The organism is Tolypothrix campylonemoides VB511288_2 (assembly GCF_045999855.1).
Classification (GTDB): Bacteria; Cyanobacteriota; Cyanobacteriia; order Cyanobacteriales; family Nostocaceae; genus Scytonema; species Scytonema bouteillei_A.
The window spans coordinates 56443-75847 of the sequence record NZ_JBFPMW010000007.1 but is presented as its reverse complement, the minus strand read 5'-3'; the positions used below and the strand labels follow the sequence as shown (position 1 = coordinate 75847).

Annotated in this window: 20 protein-coding genes; 8 read left to right on the top strand and 12 right to left on the bottom strand. The window is 41.9% G+C overall.

Features of this window, described 5'->3' with window-relative positions; all coding sequences use genetic code 11:
- Positions 1–17: 17 nt before the first annotated feature.
- Positions 18–3212, top strand: a complete 3195-nt coding sequence (locus AB0756_RS21550; protein ID WP_038082377.1) for a HEAT repeat domain-containing protein — start codon at positions 18–20, stop codon at positions 3210–3212.
- Here the strand turns inward: AB0756_RS21550 and AB0756_RS21545 are convergent.
- From AB0756_RS21545 to AB0756_RS21510, 8 genes are all read right to left on the bottom strand, one after another.
- Entirely contained in the window at positions 3202–5253 is a 2052-nt protein-coding gene (locus AB0756_RS21545; protein ID WP_050046817.1) for a PAS domain-containing sensor histidine kinase, read from the bottom strand. The two genes, AB0756_RS21550 and AB0756_RS21545, sit on opposite strands and share 11 nt — an antisense overlap.
- Before the next feature lie 304 nt (positions 5254–5557).
- Complete coding sequence (locus AB0756_RS21540; protein ID WP_038082376.1) at positions 5558–6064, bottom strand: YceD family protein; 507 nt, start codon at positions 6062–6064, stop codon at positions 5558–5560.
- A gap of 262 nt (positions 6065–6326) precedes the next feature.
- Positions 6327–6848, bottom strand: coding sequence for a Jag family protein (locus AB0756_RS21535; RefSeq protein WP_038082375.1), 522 nt, complete (start codon positions 6846–6848; stop codon positions 6327–6329).
- A gap of 204 nt (positions 6849–7052) precedes the next feature.
- On the bottom strand, positions 7053–8201 hold the full coding sequence (gene yidC, locus AB0756_RS21530) for a membrane protein insertase YidC (protein WP_038082374.1): 1149 nt from the start codon (positions 8199–8201) through the stop codon (positions 7053–7055).
- Between the two features lie 170 nt (positions 8202–8371).
- A complete protein-coding gene (locus tag AB0756_RS21525) occupies positions 8372–8764 on the bottom strand; it encodes a PH domain-containing protein (RefSeq protein WP_038082372.1) in 393 nt (130 codons plus the stop codon).
- Positions 8751–9239, bottom strand: coding sequence for a ribonuclease P protein component (rnpA, locus tag AB0756_RS21520; RefSeq protein ID WP_050046815.1), 489 nt, complete (start codon positions 9237–9239; stop codon positions 8751–8753). Before rnpA ends, AB0756_RS21525 begins: the two co-directional genes overlap by 14 nt.
- Positions 9240–9270: 31 nt before the next feature.
- Complete coding sequence (gene rpmH, locus AB0756_RS21515) at positions 9271–9405, bottom strand: 50S ribosomal protein L34 (protein WP_072040836.1); 135 nt, start codon at positions 9403–9405, stop codon at positions 9271–9273.
- Positions 9406–9543: 138 nt separating this feature from the next.
- Positions 9544–10056, bottom strand: a complete 513-nt coding sequence (locus AB0756_RS21510; protein WP_038083494.1) for a DUF2808 domain-containing protein — start codon at positions 10054–10056, stop codon at positions 9544–9546.
- Between the two features lie 816 nt (positions 10057–10872).
- Between AB0756_RS21510 and AB0756_RS21505 the strand changes: the two genes are divergently transcribed.
- The 3 genes from AB0756_RS21505 to AB0756_RS21495 all read left to right on the top strand — a co-directional run bounded on the left by AB0756_RS21505 (position 10873) and on the right by AB0756_RS21495 (position 14080).
- The gene (locus AB0756_RS21505) at positions 10873–12033 is read left to right on the top strand and encodes a Re/Si-specific NAD(P)(+) transhydrogenase subunit alpha (RefSeq protein ID WP_038083514.1); all 1161 of its coding nucleotides are present in this window, start codon (positions 10873–10875) and stop codon (positions 12031–12033) included.
- Positions 12034–12130: 97 nt separating this feature from the next.
- A complete protein-coding gene (locus AB0756_RS21500; protein ID WP_038083491.1) occupies positions 12131–12421 on the top strand; it encodes an NAD(P) transhydrogenase subunit alpha in 291 nt (96 codons plus the stop codon).
- A 249-nt stretch (positions 12422–12670) separates the two neighbouring features.
- Entirely contained in the window at positions 12671–14080 is a 1410-nt protein-coding gene (locus AB0756_RS21495; protein ID WP_038083489.1) for an NAD(P)(+) transhydrogenase (Re/Si-specific) subunit beta, read from the top strand.
- 100 nt (positions 14081–14180) lie between these two features.
- Here the strand turns inward: AB0756_RS21495 and AB0756_RS21490 are convergent, their stop codons facing one another.
- Positions 14181–15116, bottom strand: a complete 936-nt coding sequence (locus AB0756_RS21490) for an RpnC/YadD family protein (RefSeq protein WP_038083488.1) — start codon at positions 15114–15116, stop codon at positions 14181–14183.
- 129 nt (positions 15117–15245) lie between these two features.
- Here AB0756_RS21490 and AB0756_RS21485 point away from each other — a divergent pair, with 129 nt between their 5' ends.
- The gene (locus AB0756_RS21485; RefSeq protein ID WP_038083486.1) at positions 15246–15584 is read left to right on the top strand and encodes a carbon dioxide-concentrating mechanism protein CcmK; all 339 of its coding nucleotides are present in this window, start codon (positions 15246–15248) and stop codon (positions 15582–15584) included.
- A gap of 172 nt (positions 15585–15756) precedes the next feature.
- Here AB0756_RS21485 and AB0756_RS21480 read toward each other — a convergent pair whose 3' ends face one another.
- Positions 15757–15927 carry a hypothetical protein gene (locus AB0756_RS21480; protein ID WP_167844760.1) on the bottom strand — a complete coding sequence of 57 codons (171 nt, stop codon included), beginning with the start codon at positions 15925–15927 and terminating at the stop codon, positions 15757–15759.
- A 7-nt stretch (positions 15928–15934) separates the two neighbouring features.
- A complete protein-coding gene (gene petN, locus AB0756_RS21475; protein WP_072040835.1) occupies positions 15935–16024 on the bottom strand; it encodes a cytochrome b6-f complex subunit PetN in 90 nt (29 codons plus the stop codon).
- 134 nt (positions 16025–16158) lie between these two features.
- Here petN and AB0756_RS21470 point away from each other — a divergent pair, with 134 nt between their 5' ends.
- The 3 genes from AB0756_RS21470 (at position 16159) to AB0756_RS21460 (ending at position 18789) form a co-directional block, all read left to right on the top strand.
- Entirely contained in the window at positions 16159–16641 is a 483-nt protein-coding gene (locus AB0756_RS21470) for a hypothetical protein (RefSeq protein ID WP_202048659.1), read from the top strand.
- Positions 16631–17194 (top strand): 3'-5' exonuclease, encoded by a 564-nt coding sequence (locus AB0756_RS21465; RefSeq protein WP_038083483.1) that lies wholly within the window; start codon positions 16631–16633, stop codon positions 17192–17194. The genes AB0756_RS21470 and AB0756_RS21465 overlap by 11 nt, the downstream gene beginning before the upstream one ends.
- 191 nt (positions 17195–17385) lie before the next feature.
- Entirely contained in the window at positions 17386–18789 is a 1404-nt protein-coding gene (locus tag AB0756_RS21460; RefSeq protein WP_038083481.1) for a cytochrome P450, read from the top strand.
- Positions 18790–18793: 4 nt separating this feature from the next.
- On the opposite strand, the gene AB0756_RS21455 is transcribed toward AB0756_RS21460, so the two are convergent.
- Complete coding sequence (locus AB0756_RS21455; protein WP_038083479.1) at positions 18794–19372, bottom strand: Uma2 family endonuclease; 579 nt, start codon at positions 19370–19372, stop codon at positions 18794–18796.
- Positions 19373–19405 lie beyond the last annotated feature (33 nt).

Below are 19405 nucleotides of genomic sequence, written 5' to 3'. Positions count from 1 at the left end.
TTTTTCTATATATATAGATGCTTGATAGTCCCCAATCTTCAAAATCTCTCTCACTTGAACAAGAAGCAGCTAGTGAAGAAACTTCACAACTCCGGTTGGAGGAATTGGCTAGAAGCAGTACTGAACTATGTAGGATTGTCGCTACAAATCCCAGTGCTGCTCCAGAATTATTACGGGAGTTAGGTTATAGTGCTGATGAAATAACACGTCGGTCTATCACTTCCAATCCCAATACTCCGGTAGAGGATTTATTGGAATTAGGGACAGAGTTTCCAGAAGAATTTTTAAATAATCCAATTTTACCGCTAGTCGTGTTAGAAAATCCTAATTTTCTGGCAGATATCTCACAAGAAAGTTTACTGATTTTGCTAAAACACGATGCAGTCCCAAGTTGGTTTCTTGAATGGGTAACAAATCTAGATTCTGAAGAATATGAGGAAGTTTTTCTAGCACTGCTCGTAAAACCCGATGTTCCTCAAAACGCTTTGTCCAAACTAACTCGCAGTCAGAATTTGGTTATTGCTCAAGCAGCGAAACTTCATGTTAATTTGGCAGGAGAGATGGATGAAGGATGGGAGGAAGCAGCAAAGGCTGCCATACAAACGACTCTATTGTACCTTTCTGGAGAAGAGTCATTCTTACACAGTATCGGTATAGTTCCTGAGTTTTTAGTATCTGCTTTACCCGGTTTTAAAGACCGATATTTGTCCGTTGCGAAAAATCCCGATACGTCTCCACAAATTCTACAAAGTTTAGTAGAAAACACAGAATTTAGAGATAGTGTAGCTGCCCATATTGCTGAAAATCCGAACGCTCCTGCTGCAGCATTAAAAATATTGTTAGGAGATGAAAACGATCGCATTCGTGATGCTGTTGCTTGCCATCCCAACACACCTCTGTCAGTTTTGCAAGAGTATCAACAGCAACTGGCTAATATCAAAAATCCCGTGACTTCAGCAGAAACGCTGAGTGAATTAGCAACAAGTCCTTGGGTAGAAATCCGCAAAGGAGTTGCTTTTCACCCCAACACACCACAAGTCATTTTAGAGCGACTGGCGCAAGATGAATCTTGGCGAGTCAAGACAGCTGTGGCTCTTAATATAAATACCCCCAGTTGGGTGTTAGAACAACTGGCGCAAAATGAAACCGAGCCCGTTTGTGAAGCTGTCGCTTGTAACCCCCACACGCCAGGAATAGTTTTGGAAAAATTGTGTGAGGTTGGATATTGCACTCATTGCAGTCTTATTGCCGAACACCCCAATACAAGTGCAAATATTTTAGAAAAACTAGCAACAAATTTTCAGGGAATACGTGAAGGAGTGGCAAGAAACAGCAACACACCAGTCTCTCTTTTACTGAAACTTGCTCAAGATGCTTGTGAAGGTATTCGAGTGGCTGTAGTTGGAAATCCCAAGACTCCCCACGATGCGATCGCATCTCTCAAAATAGATCCCGACTATGATGTGCGTTTTGCTGCAGTCAGACGCAGCCATCAAGACGCCGAGTATCGCATCAAACCACCTATTCCAAAATGGTTTTCTGAGTATCCCATAACACTAAGAACAAAAGCCAAGGATCTGGCACTTTATATTCGCGTACCCGTACTATTTACAGATAGTTGGATGAACGATGATAGACCACTTTTGCCATTGAGTACGCATCAGTTGCAAAAAATTTCTCTAGAGCAGTTAGTGGAAGATGCAAAATCTCAAGATAATGAAGTTCGTATCCGCGTAGCTATTAACCCCAATACCCCCATCGATCTTTTGGAAAAATTGGCAAACGACGAAGATGATTATGTCCGTCGCGCTGCGGTCACTAACTCAAACGCGTCTGTGAATATCTTGGAAAAATTAGGTTTAGATACCAATTCTGATGTACGAGAAGTTGTAGCATATCATCCCCATACTCCTGTTACGACTCTCACGCAGCTAGCAGAGGATAGAGGTTGGCATATCCGTAAAGCAGTGGCATCACACCCAAACGCCCCTGCAAGCGTCTTGAATAAACTAGCAGAAGATCCAACAGAAGAAGTTAAACGCGCTGTCTTTGAGAACGTAATACGATTTTTTAACAATTTAGAGTTTGTCAGTATTTTTCAAAAATTGGCAGAAGATCAATCAATTTTTTCTCATTTTTCCAGTATAATTGCTTCTCACCCCAACACGCCAAAAAGCATTTTAGAAAGACTGGCAAAGGGGAAATGCGGTCAATTCATTGCTGCTAATTCCAATACTCCCATCAATGTTTTATTGCAACTTGCAAGAAATGTAGATGGCTCAATTCAAAGAGAAGCGATCGCTAATTTGTGGGTACATCTGACGACCAATTCCGATATTTCTAGCACCGATTTAGAACAAATCACAGCAATCAACGATATAAAATTAAAAACAGCTATAGCCCGTTACCCAAAAACTTCTAACGAGATTTTAGAACAACTTGCTCGGGATTCATCTTGTAACATTCGTACAGTTGTTGCTCAAAATCCCAATCTTTCTCTTCATACTTTGAAACAACTGCTAAAAGATGAAGATAGTTATGTGAGCAAAGCTGCACTTGCTACCTATCTGCAAAATTTTTCGGAAAATCAAAATACCCCAAACAGTATTTTAGAACAGTGGCAAGTCGTGCAAAATCCAAAAGCACCACCAAAGGTTCTTGTAAAATTAGCAAAGAGTCCATGCTTAATCGTTCGCGAAAATGTTGCCTCTCACCCCCAAGCTTCTACAAAGCTTCTCCATCAACTTGCATTAGATAATTGCAGTCGAGTCCGCTTTCAGGTGGCACAAAATCCCAAGACTCCTGCCAATCTTTTACAGCAGCTCTCTCAAGATCGAACGGAGCGGGTCAGGATGGCTATCGCACAAAACCCCAACACACCTACTAACGTTCTCGAAGAACTAGCCTGCGACTATGAATGGCATAGCAACATCCACCAAGCAGCAGTGAAAAATTTGATACAACGTCGCTCTCTCAAGGTTGGCTCAATTTTGGAAAGTTACATTACCTCTGATGAGCCGCCTCTCACACGCTTTTTGGTTTTCTTACACCCTCTTGCTCCAAGCTCTTTGTTAATGAGGAACTTTCGCTCATTGTTTTGGCATGAAAGGTATGCGATCGCGCAAAATCCCAATACCCCAACAACAATTCGCCAACAACTCGCTCAAGATAGTAACTGTTTGGTTCGTGCAGCCGCCAAAGCTAATTTGTAGCTGTAAGTTGAGGAATTGTAAAGTAAAAAGTTGTTCCCACTCCCGGTTCTGACTCAGCCCAAATGTGTCCGTGATGTCTTTCAACTATTTTTTTACAAATTGCCAAACCAATCCCAGTTCCCGGTACTTCTTTACGGCTGTGCAGTCTTTGAAATATTTGGAAAATACGCTCGAGATACTGTGACTTAATCCCTATTCCATTATCTTTGACACCAAAAAGCCATCCCTCATCTTTTAATTCTGCTTTAATTTGAATTTTGGGTGGTTCTTCACGGCGAAACTTAATAGCATTACTCACTAAGTTCTGAAATAGCTGTACCATTTGCGTGCTATCAGCCATAACCGTCGGTAGGCGATCGCTATCCACACTAGCATTGTTCTCTCCAATCAGCACTAAAAGATTGTTGAGTGCTTGACGCACAACTGTATTGCAATCACAAGAAGCAAAAGCTTTTCCTTTAGTCCCTACACGAGAATAGGCAAGCAAGTCTTGAATTAACTGGCGCATTCGTGCTGCCCCATCTATGATGTAGGCAATATACTCTGTAGCAGTTTCGTCCAGACAATTTTGATACTCATCTGCCAATAGTTGAGTATAACCTGCTACTGCCCGTAATGGTTCTTGTAAATCGTGAGATGCTACATAAGCAAACTGTTCTAACTCTTGATTGGAACGTTGTAATTCAGTATTAAGCTCTTGTAATGTATTATTTGCTTCATAAAGTTCTTGCGTTCTCTGTTGAACTCGAATTTCTAATTGATTTTTTGCTTGTCTGAGTGTTTGCTCTGCTTGTTTTTGCAAGGTAATATTTTGAGACATCGACATACCAGCAAAAATTTCTCCTTGCTCGTTTCGCACGGGTACGACATGAAAACGGTAAATGCGATCGCTATAGGGAATATCAACAACGATCGTCGTTCCCATCAATGCAGAACGATAGCAAGGTTCTAACATCGCGCTAATTTCTGCTGGCAAAACTTCCCAGAGAGCTTTTCCCTCTGTTGTTTCGCGACTCAGTCCAACTTCTATTAACTCCGTTCCTTCAACTAATGTATAACGCAGTTGGCGATCGAATAGGGTCACGAAACCATTAGGAAAATTCTGCACAAGGGTACGATAAAGCTCTTCACTGCGTCTGAGGCATTCTTCTGCTTGTTTGCGAGCGGTAATATCCCGACAGGTAATAACCCGTCCCACAATTTGCCCGTTCAAAAACTGAGGCTTGGAGTAACGTTCGCAAATTTTGCCGTTCTTAAGTTCAAAAATGCCATATCCTTGAAAATCTGGTTGAGCCAGTTCTTGTTCAATTTGAACGCGAAGATTCTCTGGATTTTTTAATTGCTTGTAGACACAGAGTAATACTTTGCTATGGTCGTCCTTGTAAGGAACCAAGTCCTCAATTTTCCATAAGTCGATATATTTTTGGTTAAAAGTGATAATTTTATCGGTCAAATCTAGCGCCAGAATTGCATCTGCGGTTGATTCTAAAGTTGTTTGTAGCAAAGAAAGAGAATGTTCAACTTCTGTAGTGCGTTCCCGAACACGTTGCTCTAACAGTTCGTTAGTCTGTTTTAAAGAAATTTCTGCCTGTTTCAGTGCTTCTTCTGCTTGCTTGCGTTCCTGATTTTCTTTTTGTAGTGCTAAATTTGCTGCTTCTATTTGCGTTGGGCTTGGCAAAGCTAAAGCCAAAGAAACTAACGGTCCTAATTGCAAAGCAGTATATACAGAAATAATAGCTGTTCCGGCTTTCACCAAACCAGTGAGCCAGTAAGCTGGATACCAAAGAGTCCAAATTGCAAGTAAGTGAGTTGTGCCACAGAATATGATAAAGGCTCCGAATAGACGGAATATCCAACGAAAGGGTAAATCTTGACGCTTGCGGGCAAAGTAAATTAACCAAGCTGGAATAGAATAATAGGAAAGCCCGATCGCTAAATCTGAAAGCAAATGCAACCAGACCAGTTCTGGTTTCCACAGATAACAGTGTCCGTGAGGAATAAAATTATTTGGTGATATCAAATTATTAAGAAATTCCCACATATGACTGTTCTTTAATTTTAATTTGCTCTAGATCCCCTACTTCTTTAAGGATACAGCTAGTCAATAGGTGGTGGCTTCCCTCATTCGCCTGCTCGTCTCTCGATCCGGTGTCAAAGTCAAGGGCTGATGAATGCAGACTGCGAGGTACAGCATCGTTATAGAGGTAAAACCTCTGAAACAGCTATTCCCAGGCGGAACCTGGGAACGAGTTGAGGGAGCCGTCCCATCATTTGCAAACAGCAACCTTGCAAGAAGTTGGGGCTGTAACGGGCTTTAACTATTTGTAATAGCAAGCAAGCGTCAGTTAATTCGGTAGTTCCTTTTTCAAAGCCTCCAATGAAGCCCAACGTCGATCGACAGGTGTATCTAACTTACTAACAGCATTGGGTACAATACCGGGACAGTTGGCGTCACACAATTGCCTTTGTGGAAACTCCAAAGACATTTGCTCGTATAACCATTCACTCGGATAAAAATATCCTTGAGGTGACAAAGTTTCTACTAGATCGTCAAAGGCAACTTCTCGTTCTAATGGGAGGTCATCTGCTTGGGGATCTGTTTCTTCTAACCAAATGATTTCTTTGGTCTTAATTGCCAAACGATGATTGTAATTCTGCAAGCACCGATTGCAAGTACAAGTAACGATCGCTTCTGCCTGACTTGAAACTTCTAAGTAATTTCCTTGATGCTGTACGCGGATGAAACCGCGAACTGGTGTCAGGGTTTCTAGACCGGGCAAAAACTCTTTGACCTGAATTTCTTCCGTCCGCTCGGGCGCTTTAGTTAGTTGCGGAATGTAAATCGCGTCCATGACACTTGTGAGACATCCTCACTTGATAGCAAAATTTATGCACGTCTCTAAGTTTAGCTTTTCTACAAATGAGTTTAATCACTTTTTAATTCGGATTTCCGAAATTTTTTGAGAAAATTCAAACGATTTGAGATTATAGATTATAAGCCTGAGTTGCGATCGCTCCGCCTACAGTTTTTTTGTATAAAAACATACGAAAAGCAAGGGGCAATAAATTATTTCTAACTACGCCCCTTGCCCAATTCTCAACGCCCAATGCCCGTCATGCCAGTGAAGCAAGACGTACAACAAGGTGACGATGTGGCTCTTTTCCTCGGCTAAAAGTTTCCAAATCACCAAATTCCTTTAACAAGGTGTGAACTTGACGGCGTTCGGCGGAACTGAGGGATTTTATTTCCACTTCTAGCCCTGAAGCACGGGCTTGCTCTGCTGCAATTTCTGCCATTGAACGAATTTCTGCATATCTCCTGACACGATAGCCATTTAATTCCACGGTGTAAGAAGCTTGCAAATCCGGTGATTGATTCAAGTTGAGAACAGTGTTTGCCAAATACTGAACTGCATCTAGCACTGAACCATCAGGACCGATAAAAGTCGCTATTTGTTCTGGTGTTAACTTACTCTCATCAATTGTCAGCCAGTAGCTGTCCGATTCCGGGGAATCCTCAAAATCATCAGATGCGGGAGTTGTTTCTATCTCACCTGTCACTTCAACAGACAATCCACTTAGTTGCAGGAGTGTTTTTAACCACTCCTGACCCCGTTCTATTCGATTATCGGTCATCGAAAAATTGGGTCTGAAACCCCGTCCTTTAGCGAAGCGAAGGACGGCTTTACAAATATCTTCTAAGCAACAATTAGTCCGTTTGAACGACGAATTAATTGTATTTTGCTAGAAGCAATCTGCCCCAACCGTTTCCAGTTAGCATCGCTGACAGATACTTGTTTTTCGGTGTCGCCACTGACGTGACCAATCCCTTTTGGGGAGTTAACCTGTAGTCTTTTTCTTAGAACTTTTTGGCTCAAAAGGTAGCGCTTTTTGCTGTGTACCTTCTGCCTGTTTTTCCTGAGCATCTACAACTTTTTGCAGTTCCTCTGGTAGAGGTTCGCGCATCAGTATATAGGTTTGCAGAGTCTGGAAGATATTACCAATCACCATATACATTAATACCCCTGCAGGTAGTGGGAAGAACAAGAACATCCCAGAGAAAATAACAGGAGTAATTTTGTTTACTGTATCCTGCTGCGGATTGGCACTAGCAGTATTCTGTGACCCGGATAAAATTTGGCTGACGTAAAGGGTAATACCAAATAGAATGACCATCGCTACAACGTCCCAATGGATTGTACCATCTGGGTCTTGTGCGCCCACTCTGCCTAAAGCGTCAATAAAGAGAAATCCTTGATTGGCGGCTAATCCAGGAATAGTTCCTTGAATTGTTACATCTCCTGGCTGCAGTGCTTCTATATTACCCTCAGCATCAATTGTTACCCGGTCTTCCCCTTTAATAATTTTCCATTCGGGGATGAGGTTGGTGTTAGGGTGTTCTGCTAAAAGTGCATCAAATGGTTTGCCTTCAGGTGTTTGATACACTATTTTAGTGTGTTCTCCCACCGCTAACTTGCTACCTCCAGGCAAGATAGCACTTACCTTTAGGTGTTCCCCTTCAGCGACATAAATATTTTGGGGAGGGGTTGCAAAGGCTTGAGGTTGAATTCTTTCAATTTGTTCGGCAGGAAAAATTTGTAAGTTAATGCTGTAGTTAACTCCAGCAAAAGGAGAACCCCTTAAAGTCGCAAACAACGCTAGTAAAACCGGCATCTGCAAGAGCAATGGCAAACAACCTGCAAGTGGATTGCCAAATTCCTTTTGGGCGTTAAGCATTTCCTCCTGTTGCTTTTGCGGATCGTCCTTATAACGTTCTTTAATTTCTTGCATCCGCTTGTTCATCAGAGGCTGTACAATCCGCATTCGTCGCATATTGCGAATTGAACCAGCACTTAGGGGATAAAGTGCGAAGCGGATAATCAATGTTAATGCTACAATCGCCAATCCATAGCTAGGCACAATCCCATAGAACAAGTCTATGATTGGCAGCATTACGTTATTCGAGAGAAACCCGATACCAAAATCCATTATTCTGAATTCAACCTGAGGTACTGTGAAATTGACTTAATCTAATTTATCTAAATTATCTTATCGGTGATGGGGCATCGGGTGTTGGGAATGGGGCATTGGGAATGGGACATGCGTTGTTCTTCTCTCCCTTGTCCCCCTTGTCTCCCTTGTCTTTAGCCCCTGACTCACTACTTCCTGTTCGCCGCAATATAATTGGGGTTTTTGGCGATAACTCTTTCTTCAATGTAGTCGTAGATTTCGCGAAATTTGGGAATAGCTCTCAATTCCAAACGACTGCCATCCTTCATGGTGATCACCATATCTCCCCACAAGCCAATCCCACGGGGTACCTTGACAATTTTAGCCACTTCAGAGTAAATCACGTCGCTGCGTACTCGGCCCATCCAACCTCCTGTTACGGAAACTCGGCGATCGGTGATCCGAAACCGCAGCCATAATGCCCTAACAATTGCGCCAACTGTCAATGGTATACCAACCACAGTTAGCCCAATCAGTATGTTGATGATTAGATCCCCAATATGAGGACCACCCTCAAAATAAACTTCCTCACGAATTCCCATTGAACACCTCGGCTTGTGCTAACAACTGCTCTAATTCTTGCAGAAATTGTTGGGTTACGCACTCTTGTTCTGCGGCTGTTGGTTTAACAACAACAACAAGTCGCCAACCTGGTGATATTCTGGGCAACAACTGATGCATCGCTGCTGCTATTTGCCGCTTAATGCGGTTGCGAACAACTGCTCGTTTGCTAACTTTTGTGCTAATTGAGATACCAATTTGGGTTGGAGGAAGCGAAGGAGAGAGGGTGAGGGGGTGAGGGGGTGAGGGGGTGAGGGGGGAATGTTCCCCTTGTTCTCCTTGTCTCCCCTGTCCCCCTTGTCTTGCTTCAGGGGGAGCATCCAAAGAAGGCTTTACAGAAGGCAACGATCGCAAGGCTCTCAGCGTAAAATATCGACTGTGACGCCGGATACCTTCGCGAAAAACTGCCTGGAAATCTTTTCGAGATTTTAGTCTATGCGCTTTGTGCAATGCCACAACTTATGACAGGGTATTGCTTTGCAGAACTCTAAACGCTCAAACGATAACGTCCCTTTCTTCTTCTTGCTTTAATGACGTTTCTACCGTCTGGTGTCCGCATTCTTGCTCGAAAACCAGAGGTTCTTTTTCTCTTTCGGTTGGTTCCCTCTAGGGTTCTTTTCATACTTGTGCCCTCTCTAGATGATTTTTATAAAAAAAAGTCACAATTTACAATTTTATCATAATCAATAAAGAATGGGAATGAGAGGGATTGGGGGTTAGGGAGACAACGTATAACTTTCTCCCTTGTCCCCAGACGTCCCTAACTAATGCTGAGAATCCACGTCCCAAGGTACTGGGAGAGCGGTACATCTCCAGAGGATTGAATGAGGCAATTGAAGTAAAACATTCCGCCTGATGCTGGGTTTTTTACGTTAGAGAGAACCAATTCTACATTGCTACCTGCTGGTACTGGCTCTTGGGGATACATTGTAATCACGTGATTGTCTTTGTCCCACTTGACCTCAGAGAGGGGAACTGCTTTACCTTTAACCCGTATTTCCATCTTCTTGGTATCGAACGATCCTTTGTAATACTCCGGGTAACTGATTACAAATTGAGCAACCGCTTTTTTGAGCTTTTTATTGGGGATTTTTAATCGATAGCGATCCCAGCCATTCGTTTGACCGCCAAAGTCCAATCGGAAGGGGAGTTGGTTTTCACCTTTAACACCACTAAATAATGTGAATCCGGGTAAGCCTTCCGCCAAAGCGATCGCTGGAACACTTGCCAGCAAACAGCTAGTTATGGCTAAAGCAGAAAGTAAACGTCGCATGGTCAAGCTCCTGAGGCAGAAAATTACTCTTGGTTAATAGTTAGTAGATAAGCAATGATTAACTACTAACGGCTACACAACACTGTAACTAAACTTTACTACTGATTATCAACAATGGACGTAACATAAGTTGGAAATGTGCCATATAAGTATATTTATGGTTATTTTATGTAATAGAGTAATTTTTCTAACTTGTTATTGAAAGCCATTGCTACCCCTAGTAAAAATACTGTTTTTACTAGATTTTATTAATAAATATATAAAAGTGTATCGAAATATATTAATTCTGTTATAAAAATTCAGTCAGTTATTAAAGACATTAAGATTTAACTTGAACTAGATTGAGTAGAATGATCTTTACTCAAAGCAAAAGTTTTTTCAATTTTTGCTAATAACTTTTAGAGAAGAATTTGACTAGTATTGCGGTATGTAAAAAAAAGGCAACAAAATTTTTCAATCCCTAAAAGAAGTTGAAGACAACGAGGCAAAATTTGGGGATCAAACTAGGATGAGCAATAGAGGACCCAAGAAAGTGTGAAGGGTAAGGTGAAATTAGATTGTATAAGGCAGAAGTACGCTGGTCAGAAGGCACAGGGGCATAACTTAAAAATTTTTCTCTCCTTCTGCTTCATACCCTCTGCCTTCTGCCTTACCTGAAGGGCTAATAAATTCAAGAGTGCGGAAGCGAAGGTTAAGTTATACTAGCTAGCTAATTGCTGAGAGCCAACGCTCATGCACCACAGACGCGCTTGTTGCCTCATCAGAAAATTTTCAGAGATGGCAGAAGATATAAGTATTTATTCGCAAGGAGATTGCATGAGAATAGCTGTCGCTAAAGAAATAGAAGTTTGTGAGCGTCGAGTTGCCTTAATTCCTGACACCGTTGCTAAATTGGTAAAACAAGGTTTGGAGGTATGGGTAGAAGCGGGTGCAGGTGAGCGGGCTTTCTTTTCTGATGCTGCTTATGAAGCAGCAGGAGCTAAAGTTATATTTGATACTTCTACGTTGTGGAGTGAAGCAGATATTCTGGTCAAAGTCAGCCCACCGCAAGAAAGAGAAAACGGACGTTCTGAAATTGACTTGCTAAGAGAAGGCTCTATTCTCATCAGCTTTCTGAATCCGTTGGGCAATCCATTGACAGCGCAACAACTTGCAGAGCGCAAAATTACTGCTCTAAGTATGGAGATGATTCCCCGGACGACAAGAGCCCAAAGTATGGATGCTTTATCGTCGCAAGCATCAATAGCCGGTTATAAAGCTGTTTTGATTGGTGCAGCAGCATTACCGAAATATTTTCCCATGTTGACAACTGCAGCAGGAACCATAGCTCCTGCAAAAGTTTTTGTCATGGGTGCTGGTGTAGCAGGCTTGCAAGCCATTGCAACAGCAAGACGTTTGGGAGCGATCGTAGAAGCGTTTGATATCCGCCCTGCTGTTAAAGAAGAAGTACAAAGCTTGGGGGCAAAATTTGTTGAAATCAAGCTAGAAGAAGAAACAACTGCGGCTGGAGGCTACGCTAAAGAAATCTCCGAAGCCAGCAAAAAGCGGACTCAAGAAGTTGTAGCCGAACACGTCAAAAACGCCGATGTTGTGATTACTACAGCGCAAGTTCCTGGTAAAAAAGCACCAATTCTAGTCACTGAAGAAATGGTGGCGCAAATGAAACCAGGTTCAGTTGTTGTAGATATTGCAGCCGAACAAGGTGGGAACTGTGCTTGTACCGATCCGGGCAAAGACATTATCTGGAACGGAGTGACTGTAATTGGTCCCATCAACTTACCATCATCCATGCCAGTCCACTCCAGCCAGTTGTACTCCAAGAACATAGCATCATTGATGCAACTTTTGATTAAAGACAAAGGCGTACAGGTGAATTTTGGTGACGACATTGTTGATGCAGCTTGCATTACCCATGCAGGCGCAATTCGCAACCAGCGAGTCAGCGACGCCTTAAAAGCCTTAAGCAGCGTAGCATGACAAAAAAGGAATTGCTAATGGCTAATAGAGAAAATTAGCCCTTAGCAATTAGCCATTAGCAGTTAGCAATTAGCCATTAGCAACTAGGAATTTATCAATGTCAGAAGCATTACTTGCAGCTTTGTTTGTCTTTGTATTAGCATCTTTTACGGGATTTGAAGTCATTAACAAAGTACCCCCAACTCTCCACACTCCCCTGATGTCCGGTTCAAACGCGATTTCTGGAATCGCAGTCCTTGGAGCGATAGTCGCTTCCGGTGCAAAAGAGTGGAATCTTTCAGTCATTCTTGGTTTGATTGCTATTGTACTAGCAACCGTAAACGTAGTGGGTGGGTTTCTAGTCACAGATCGGATGCTGCAAATGTTTAAGAAGAAGGCTAATACCTGATGGCTAATGGCTAATAGCTAACAGCTAATGGTAAGTAAGTCGGTGTTAAAAATTGTCGTCATGACAAGGCAGATGGCAGAGGGTAGATGGCAGAAGGGAAGAGGTTTTTAGGTAACTTTACTTTTCGTTACATACTTCGGTTTTTTTGCGCCTCTCTACTTAATTAACAATTAGCAATTAGCAATTAGCAATTAGCAATTAGCAATTAGCAATTAGCAATTAGCAATTAGCAACTAGCAATTAGCAATTATGAACAATTTTCTTCCTACAGGGATTCAGCTTGCGTACTTAGTCGCTGCATCCTTATTCATTCTGGGCTTGAAAAAGTTGGGTTCACCCGCAACAGCACGCCAAGGTAATGTTGTTGCAGCAGTGGGTATGCTTTTAGCAATTGTGGCAACACTGCTAGACCAACACGTACTGAACTATGAAATGATTTTGTTGGGCTTGGCGATTGGCTCGGTGTTGGGTGCGATCGCAGCTTACAAAGTCCAAATGACAGATATGCCCCAAATGGTGGGTTTGCTAAACGGCTTGGGAGGTGCGGCTTCAGCCCTCGTCGCCGTTGCAGAGTTTTGGCGGTTGTTAAGCACTTCTGGTGGAGTCACCCTTGATGCCAATATCTCGATGCTTCTGGATGTGTTGATTGGTGGTGTCACCTTTACGGGTAGCACCATTGCCTTTGCAAAACTGCAAGGCATTATGAGTGGTGCTCCAATTACATTCCCCTTCCAAAAAGCTTTTAATGCTTTCCTCCTGTTTGCGTATTTGGCAGGTAGTGCCTATATGCTAGTCGCACCAAATAACTTACCTGTATTCTTAGGAATCGTTTTCGTTTCCCTGGTATTGGGTGTGATGTTTGTCATTCCCATTGGTGGTGGCGATATGCCTGTGGTGATTTCATTATTGAACTCATTTTCAGGATTAGCTGCTGCTGCTGCTGGATTTGTGGTGATGAACAATATGCTCATCATTTCTGGTGCTTTGGTTGGAGCATCCGGTATTATCCTTACCGAAATTATGTGTAAGGCAATGAACCGTTCTCTCATCAGCGTACTGTTTGATGCGTTTGGAACGGGTGGAGCAACAGGTGCTGGTAGTGCTGCTGGTACGGCGACAACTGATAAAACTGTCCGCAGCATAGATCCAGAAGAAGGCGCGATGATGTTGGGTTATGCTCGTTCTGTCGTTATTGTTCCCGGTTACGGGATGGCGGTAGCGCAAGCACAGCACAGCGTTCGCGAGTTAGCCGATCAACTAGAGCGTATGGGTGTTGATGTGAAGTATGCAATTCACCCTGTTGCTGGTAGAATGCCCGGTCACATGAACGTGTTGCTGGCAGAGGCGAATGTGCCTTACGAGCAACTCCACGATATGGATGACATCAATCCCCAGTTCGAGCAAACAGATGTAGCGTTAGTGATTGGGGCAAATGATGTAGTTAACCCAGCAGCACAAAGTGATGTCAACAGTCCTATCTATGGGATGCCGATTTTAGAGGTAGATAGGGCAAAGCATGCGATTGTAATCAAGCGCGGTATGAGTGCTGGTTTCGCTGGCGTGGATAATGATTTATTCTACAAGGATAAAACTACGATGCTTTTCGGTAGTGCTAAAGATATGGTGTCGAAGTTGGTTAGTGAAGTGAAACAATTGTAAGGACTTATTAACCACACCTAAACGCAGATGGACGCTGATATTTTTTCGTTCATCTGCGTTTATTTGTATTTATTTTTATCGAAATAAAAACAGGGAATTGTTATGGGAGTAATTGCTGAAAATCCGTTACTGAGTTGATGCTGACTGTCTCTAAAAGCAGTCTTTGCAATTCTGAAATATCGTCGATGTCATTGATGGATTTACTTAATTCATCCGGTACTACTTTAAATCGCTTCTGTAAGAGACTAATAATATTTGATTGCAAGGTTTGTCTAGTTCCCTTTTCAATTCCTCTCAATTCCATATTGCTAAGTAAGGGCATTTTTCTTTCCTCTTCGTAACGAGTTAACTTTTGTTCAAAGCTTTGCTGTAACTCTTGTGGTAAATTCATCATAGAGTCGATTGCTTGAAAGAGTTTGATAATATCTTTCCTCTCAAAACCCCGCTCATATAGTCCGCGCACTAAATTCCACTTCCACTGTTCTCTTTGTTGTGAGTTACCTGTAGTAGCTTTGGTTTTTAAATGAGCCATGACAATGACTGCAAAAGGGTTTGTACTTTTCTCTAAATCTTGCCACTGTGCTTCATAATCTAATAGTTTAGCAATGGGAAACTTCAGGCTGATTTCACAACCACCTAAATTATAACCATATGATGAGGGTCGCCAATTATGAACCTCATCTCCCAATACTGCAAGGCTAATCACGGGCTGCTCGTAAAGATCGAAGGCTCGGTAATTATAAATGTACATCCGTTTGGCGAATTCTGACTCATCTTGGCTTTGTACCTCGATATGAACTAATATCCTAGTTTCTCGATTGTCGGCTCGCCACACTTGAAATAATTTATCCACAATCCGTAAACCAGAATCAGATGATGCGGTAATCTGTTGGAGTTCTTTGTCTAGTGATTGCGGCTGTTTGCTCCAATCTATTAAGCTATGAACTTTAGGGAAAAATAACTGCAAAAAAGGCTCGAAGTATTCTCCCAATGCTTCTTTCCACGGTTCATCATAATTGGCTTTGACCTCGTTCATAATATTTATTAACAGAGAAAAGGGAGACAAAAACGAATTGTCTCATAATATACTGCTGTAAATACATGAGAAAAAACAAATTCAGAAAAAAACTTACATTTTTTATTTTTATTTCTACGTAATTAAACTATGACACTCGCACTTGGAATGATTGAAGTCTATGGCGTTCCTACAGCGTTGGAAGCAGCAGACGCAATGTGTAAAGCAGCTCGTGTAACTCTAGTAGGCTACGAAAATACCGATTTAGGACGCATTACAGTATTGATACGGGGAGAAATAGGTGAGGTCAATGTTGCTGTTGGTGCAGGATTAAAGGCAGTTCCGCGAGTTAATGGCGGCGAGGTACTCTCCTATCACACGATCGCTCGTCCCCATGAAAATCTCGAATATGCTTTACCAATTTATCGCACGGCAAACGTCGAGCAGTTTCATTCAGAAATCCGGTTTCCCCCTCCGCTCTCCGTTTAATATTTCTCCAACTATATATAATGTCCTCTGCATCTAGTGCAGTTGAGCGAAAATTTTTTTTAAAGAGTCAAGATCGCACGCCAAAACAGTGTAGGGACACGACAAATCGTGTCCCCGGTAAGACACAATCGAACTCAGAAAACAGATCTTCTCCCCCAGCAAAGCCAAAGATTCATTTCCGCTTTTTAGGATTGGGAGCAGAACGTCGTAATTCGCGTTTTTCTTGTTCTTGCAAACGGCGATCGCGCCAACTTGCCAGTGTCAGATAGCCAATCCCTCCGGTAACTGTAACGAGCAGTACCGCAGCAACTAAAGCCAAAATACTTAGAAATGGACTTTCCACGATTCCCTTAGAGTCCGTTGCGACCCCAAACTACCATTGCAATTGACCAAGTGAAAACAACCAGTAGAGAAACCCAGCCTAGTGTCAAAATGTCCATAGCGGTACTTTTAAACAAATTTACGAAACAACTTCAATCTTAATGATACTGGAACCGTGGACTGAACTGAAGTTTGTGGCTCAAAGCTTTATGATTGATGTGCAATGCCTACCCAATCATTTAGAACGAAAACGGTGAACAAAGTTTTAGATCCTCAACTGATGGCAGAACGCATCGAATCCTTAAAAGCTGGGTTACTGGGTTGTTTGTGCCTTGCGATCGCTTTTTTGATAACAACTTTAGTGAATGACTGGCTCCCCATAGAGGACTTCAAGATACTCAGTACCTTCCCCTCAAGTAAACTAGATTTGCGTTGGTTCACGAGCGCTGGTATTGCTGCTTTTTGTGGCTTGCTATTTGGCGTAACGTATCGCTACATTATACGTTCAGAGCGAAATTTCCAACTAAAGTCTGGAGGTGTGTTAGCGTTTGGCTTAGTTAGAGGTTTAACTCAAGTAGACAGTGGGCTTTCTTGTTCTAACAGTCTTTTACCTTTGGTTATTATGGGTATTGAGAGTATATTGTGGTTTGGATTAGCTGCATTTGCGATCGATACTGCCTTCCGCTCAGGCTGGATTAAAACTTTTCAATCCAATGACCTTTTCTATGACAACTAATCGAGCCAGTTATTTTTTAATAGTCGATTTAGAAGCCACGTGTTCTGATGATGGTTTTATTCCCAGTGGGGAAATGGAAATTATTGAGATTGGTGCAGTGATGCTTAACAGTTCCACTTGGGAAATAGACTCAGAGTTTCAGCAATTTGTCAAACCTGTAAGACACCCGCAACTGACAAAGTTTTGTACAGAACTCACAACGATTCGACAGGAAGATGTTGATAAAGCTTCTGGTTTTCCTGAAGTAATTTCTCAGTTTAAAGAATGGATAGAGCTATTTCCCAGAAATATATTTTGCTCTTGGGGAAATTATGATAAAAAACAATTTCTCCAAGATTGTGAGTTTCATAAAGTTCCCTATCCTTTTGGTTCGGAACACAGAAATATAAAAAATGAATTTTCAGAATATCTTGGGGTTTCCAAAGGCTTTGGCATGGCAAAAGCACTTCAACATCTTGGTATAGAATTGCAAGGAACACACCATCGTGGAATCGATGATGCTCGTAATATTGCAGCTATATATCGATATATGAAAACTCAGAAACCAAAATAAAAGAGTCGCGCTCGTAAAGCTAAACTAGTTAGTAATAGAGCAATTCTATTTGATTTGTGAAATACACCTATAGTAGGCATTGCATGCTTTAGAGTGTTTCTGAAAATTTTTCATGAATATTATAAGATTGCTATATAGGGATTTGTGCTTTTAACAGGACAAATTAAAAATTTATTTGGCAAAGTTTTGTTATGAAAAATCAGATACCATTACCCAATCGACTCAAAACTCCACCTTTATTGCAAAAAATACAATGGGTGGTTAACCCTGTAGGATATATGGAAAGTGCTGTTCAGCAATATCCCGATATTTTTACAGGTGAGGTAGTTGGTTTTGGGGACACTTTAGTATTTGTAAACCATCCTCAAGCAATTCAGGAAATTTTAACTAACGCTAGAAAGAAGTATACAAGCCCAGGCAAGGAAAACAAGATTTTAGTACCTTTAGTTGGAGAAAACTCAGTCCTGATTTTGGACGGACAACATCACAGACAGCAACGGCAGCTCATGATGCCTCCGTTTCATGGCGATCGCATGCGAGCCTATGCACAGACAATCCGCTCTCTTGCTAAAAAAGTTTACGATCTCATCCCTCAGAACACACCCTTTTCAATTCGTGATGCAATGCAGGACATATCGCTGCAAGTCATGTTACAGACTGTTTTTGGTGTTTCTGAAGGAGAACGTTACCAACAACTCAAGCATTTACTCGGGCAGTTAACAGATGTTTTTCAATCTCCTCTAACTTCTAGTTTATTGTTCTTTCCCTTTCTACAAAAGGATTTAGGCTCTTGGAGCCTTTGGGGAAAGTTTCTACGTTGGAGGGAGCAAATTGATGAAATACTTTATACAGAGATTGCTGAATGCCGTGCAAAAGCAGATCCAAATCGCGTTGATATTCTCTCATTGCTGATTTCAGCAAAAGATGAACAGGGTCAATCAATGACAGATCGAGAGTTGCGAGATGAATTAATAACTCTGCTGTTAGCGGGAAATGAAACTACTGCATCAGCTATGGCTTGGGGATTGTACTGGATTCACCGTTTACCAGAAGTCCGTGAAAAACTCCTTCACGAACTCAGCTTGCTTGGCGATTCACCCGATCCAATGAGCATCGTTAAACTACCTTATCTCACAGCTGTTTGTCATGAAACCTTACGGATTCATCCGGTAGTCATGTTAACTTTCGCCCGAAAAGTTCAAGAACCCGTAGAATTGCTCGGACACCAGCTGTATCCCAACACTTTACTTTTCGGTTGCATTTATCTGTTGCATCAACGAGAAGATTTGTATCCGCAGCCCAACGAGTTTAGACCGGAACGCTTTTTGGAACGTCAATTTTCTCCTTATGAGTTCATGCCTTTCGGTAGCGGTACGCGTCGCTGCATTGGTGAAGCTTTAGCGCAGTTTGAATTGAAGCTAGTCTTGGCAACTCTTCTTTCACGCTATCAGTTTGAGCTAGCCAGCCATCAATTAGAAAAACCTCAACGACGGGGCGTTACCCTTGCTCCTGGGGATAAAGTGAAGATGATAGTGAGAGGAAAACGTCAATTAGAAAAGTCTTCACAAGCTACTGCACTATCAGTTAAAAGTTAGAACATTACTGCCAAATGCTTTCCAAATTTAGGACAAAGCCAGGTAAAATATCTTCCCCTGATAGTTCTGTTGGAGATTCTAAAATTTCTACTTCTTTGCCCAATCGGTAGATTTCTACTCGGCGTTTTTTTCTATCAATCAACCAGCCGAGTTTCACTTGATTCTCCATATATTCCTGCATTTTCTCTTGCACTTGTTCTAAAGTATCGGATGGGGACATTAACTCTAAAACAAAATCGGGAGAGATGGGTGGAAATTTTTCTCTTTGTTCGGGAGTGAGGGAATCCCATCTTTCTTTTTTTATCCAAGTGACATCAGGAGAACGGTCAGCACCATTAGGAAGTTTAAAGCCAGTTGAAGAATCAAAAACTTTGCCTAGTTTAGTTTGTCGATTCCAAAAGACAAAATCAGCTGCCATTTCTACGTTGTAATTTCCTGTTTCTCCTCCTGTTGGAGCCATAATAATGAGTTCTCCCCGAGTATTACGTTCAAATTTTACATCAGGATTTTTTCTACATAGGAGATAAAATTGCTCATCGGTGAGTTCAATGACAGGTTTAAGCTGAAGGGTAATAGAGTCCATGATGAGTTAAGACTTAATCAACAACTATATATA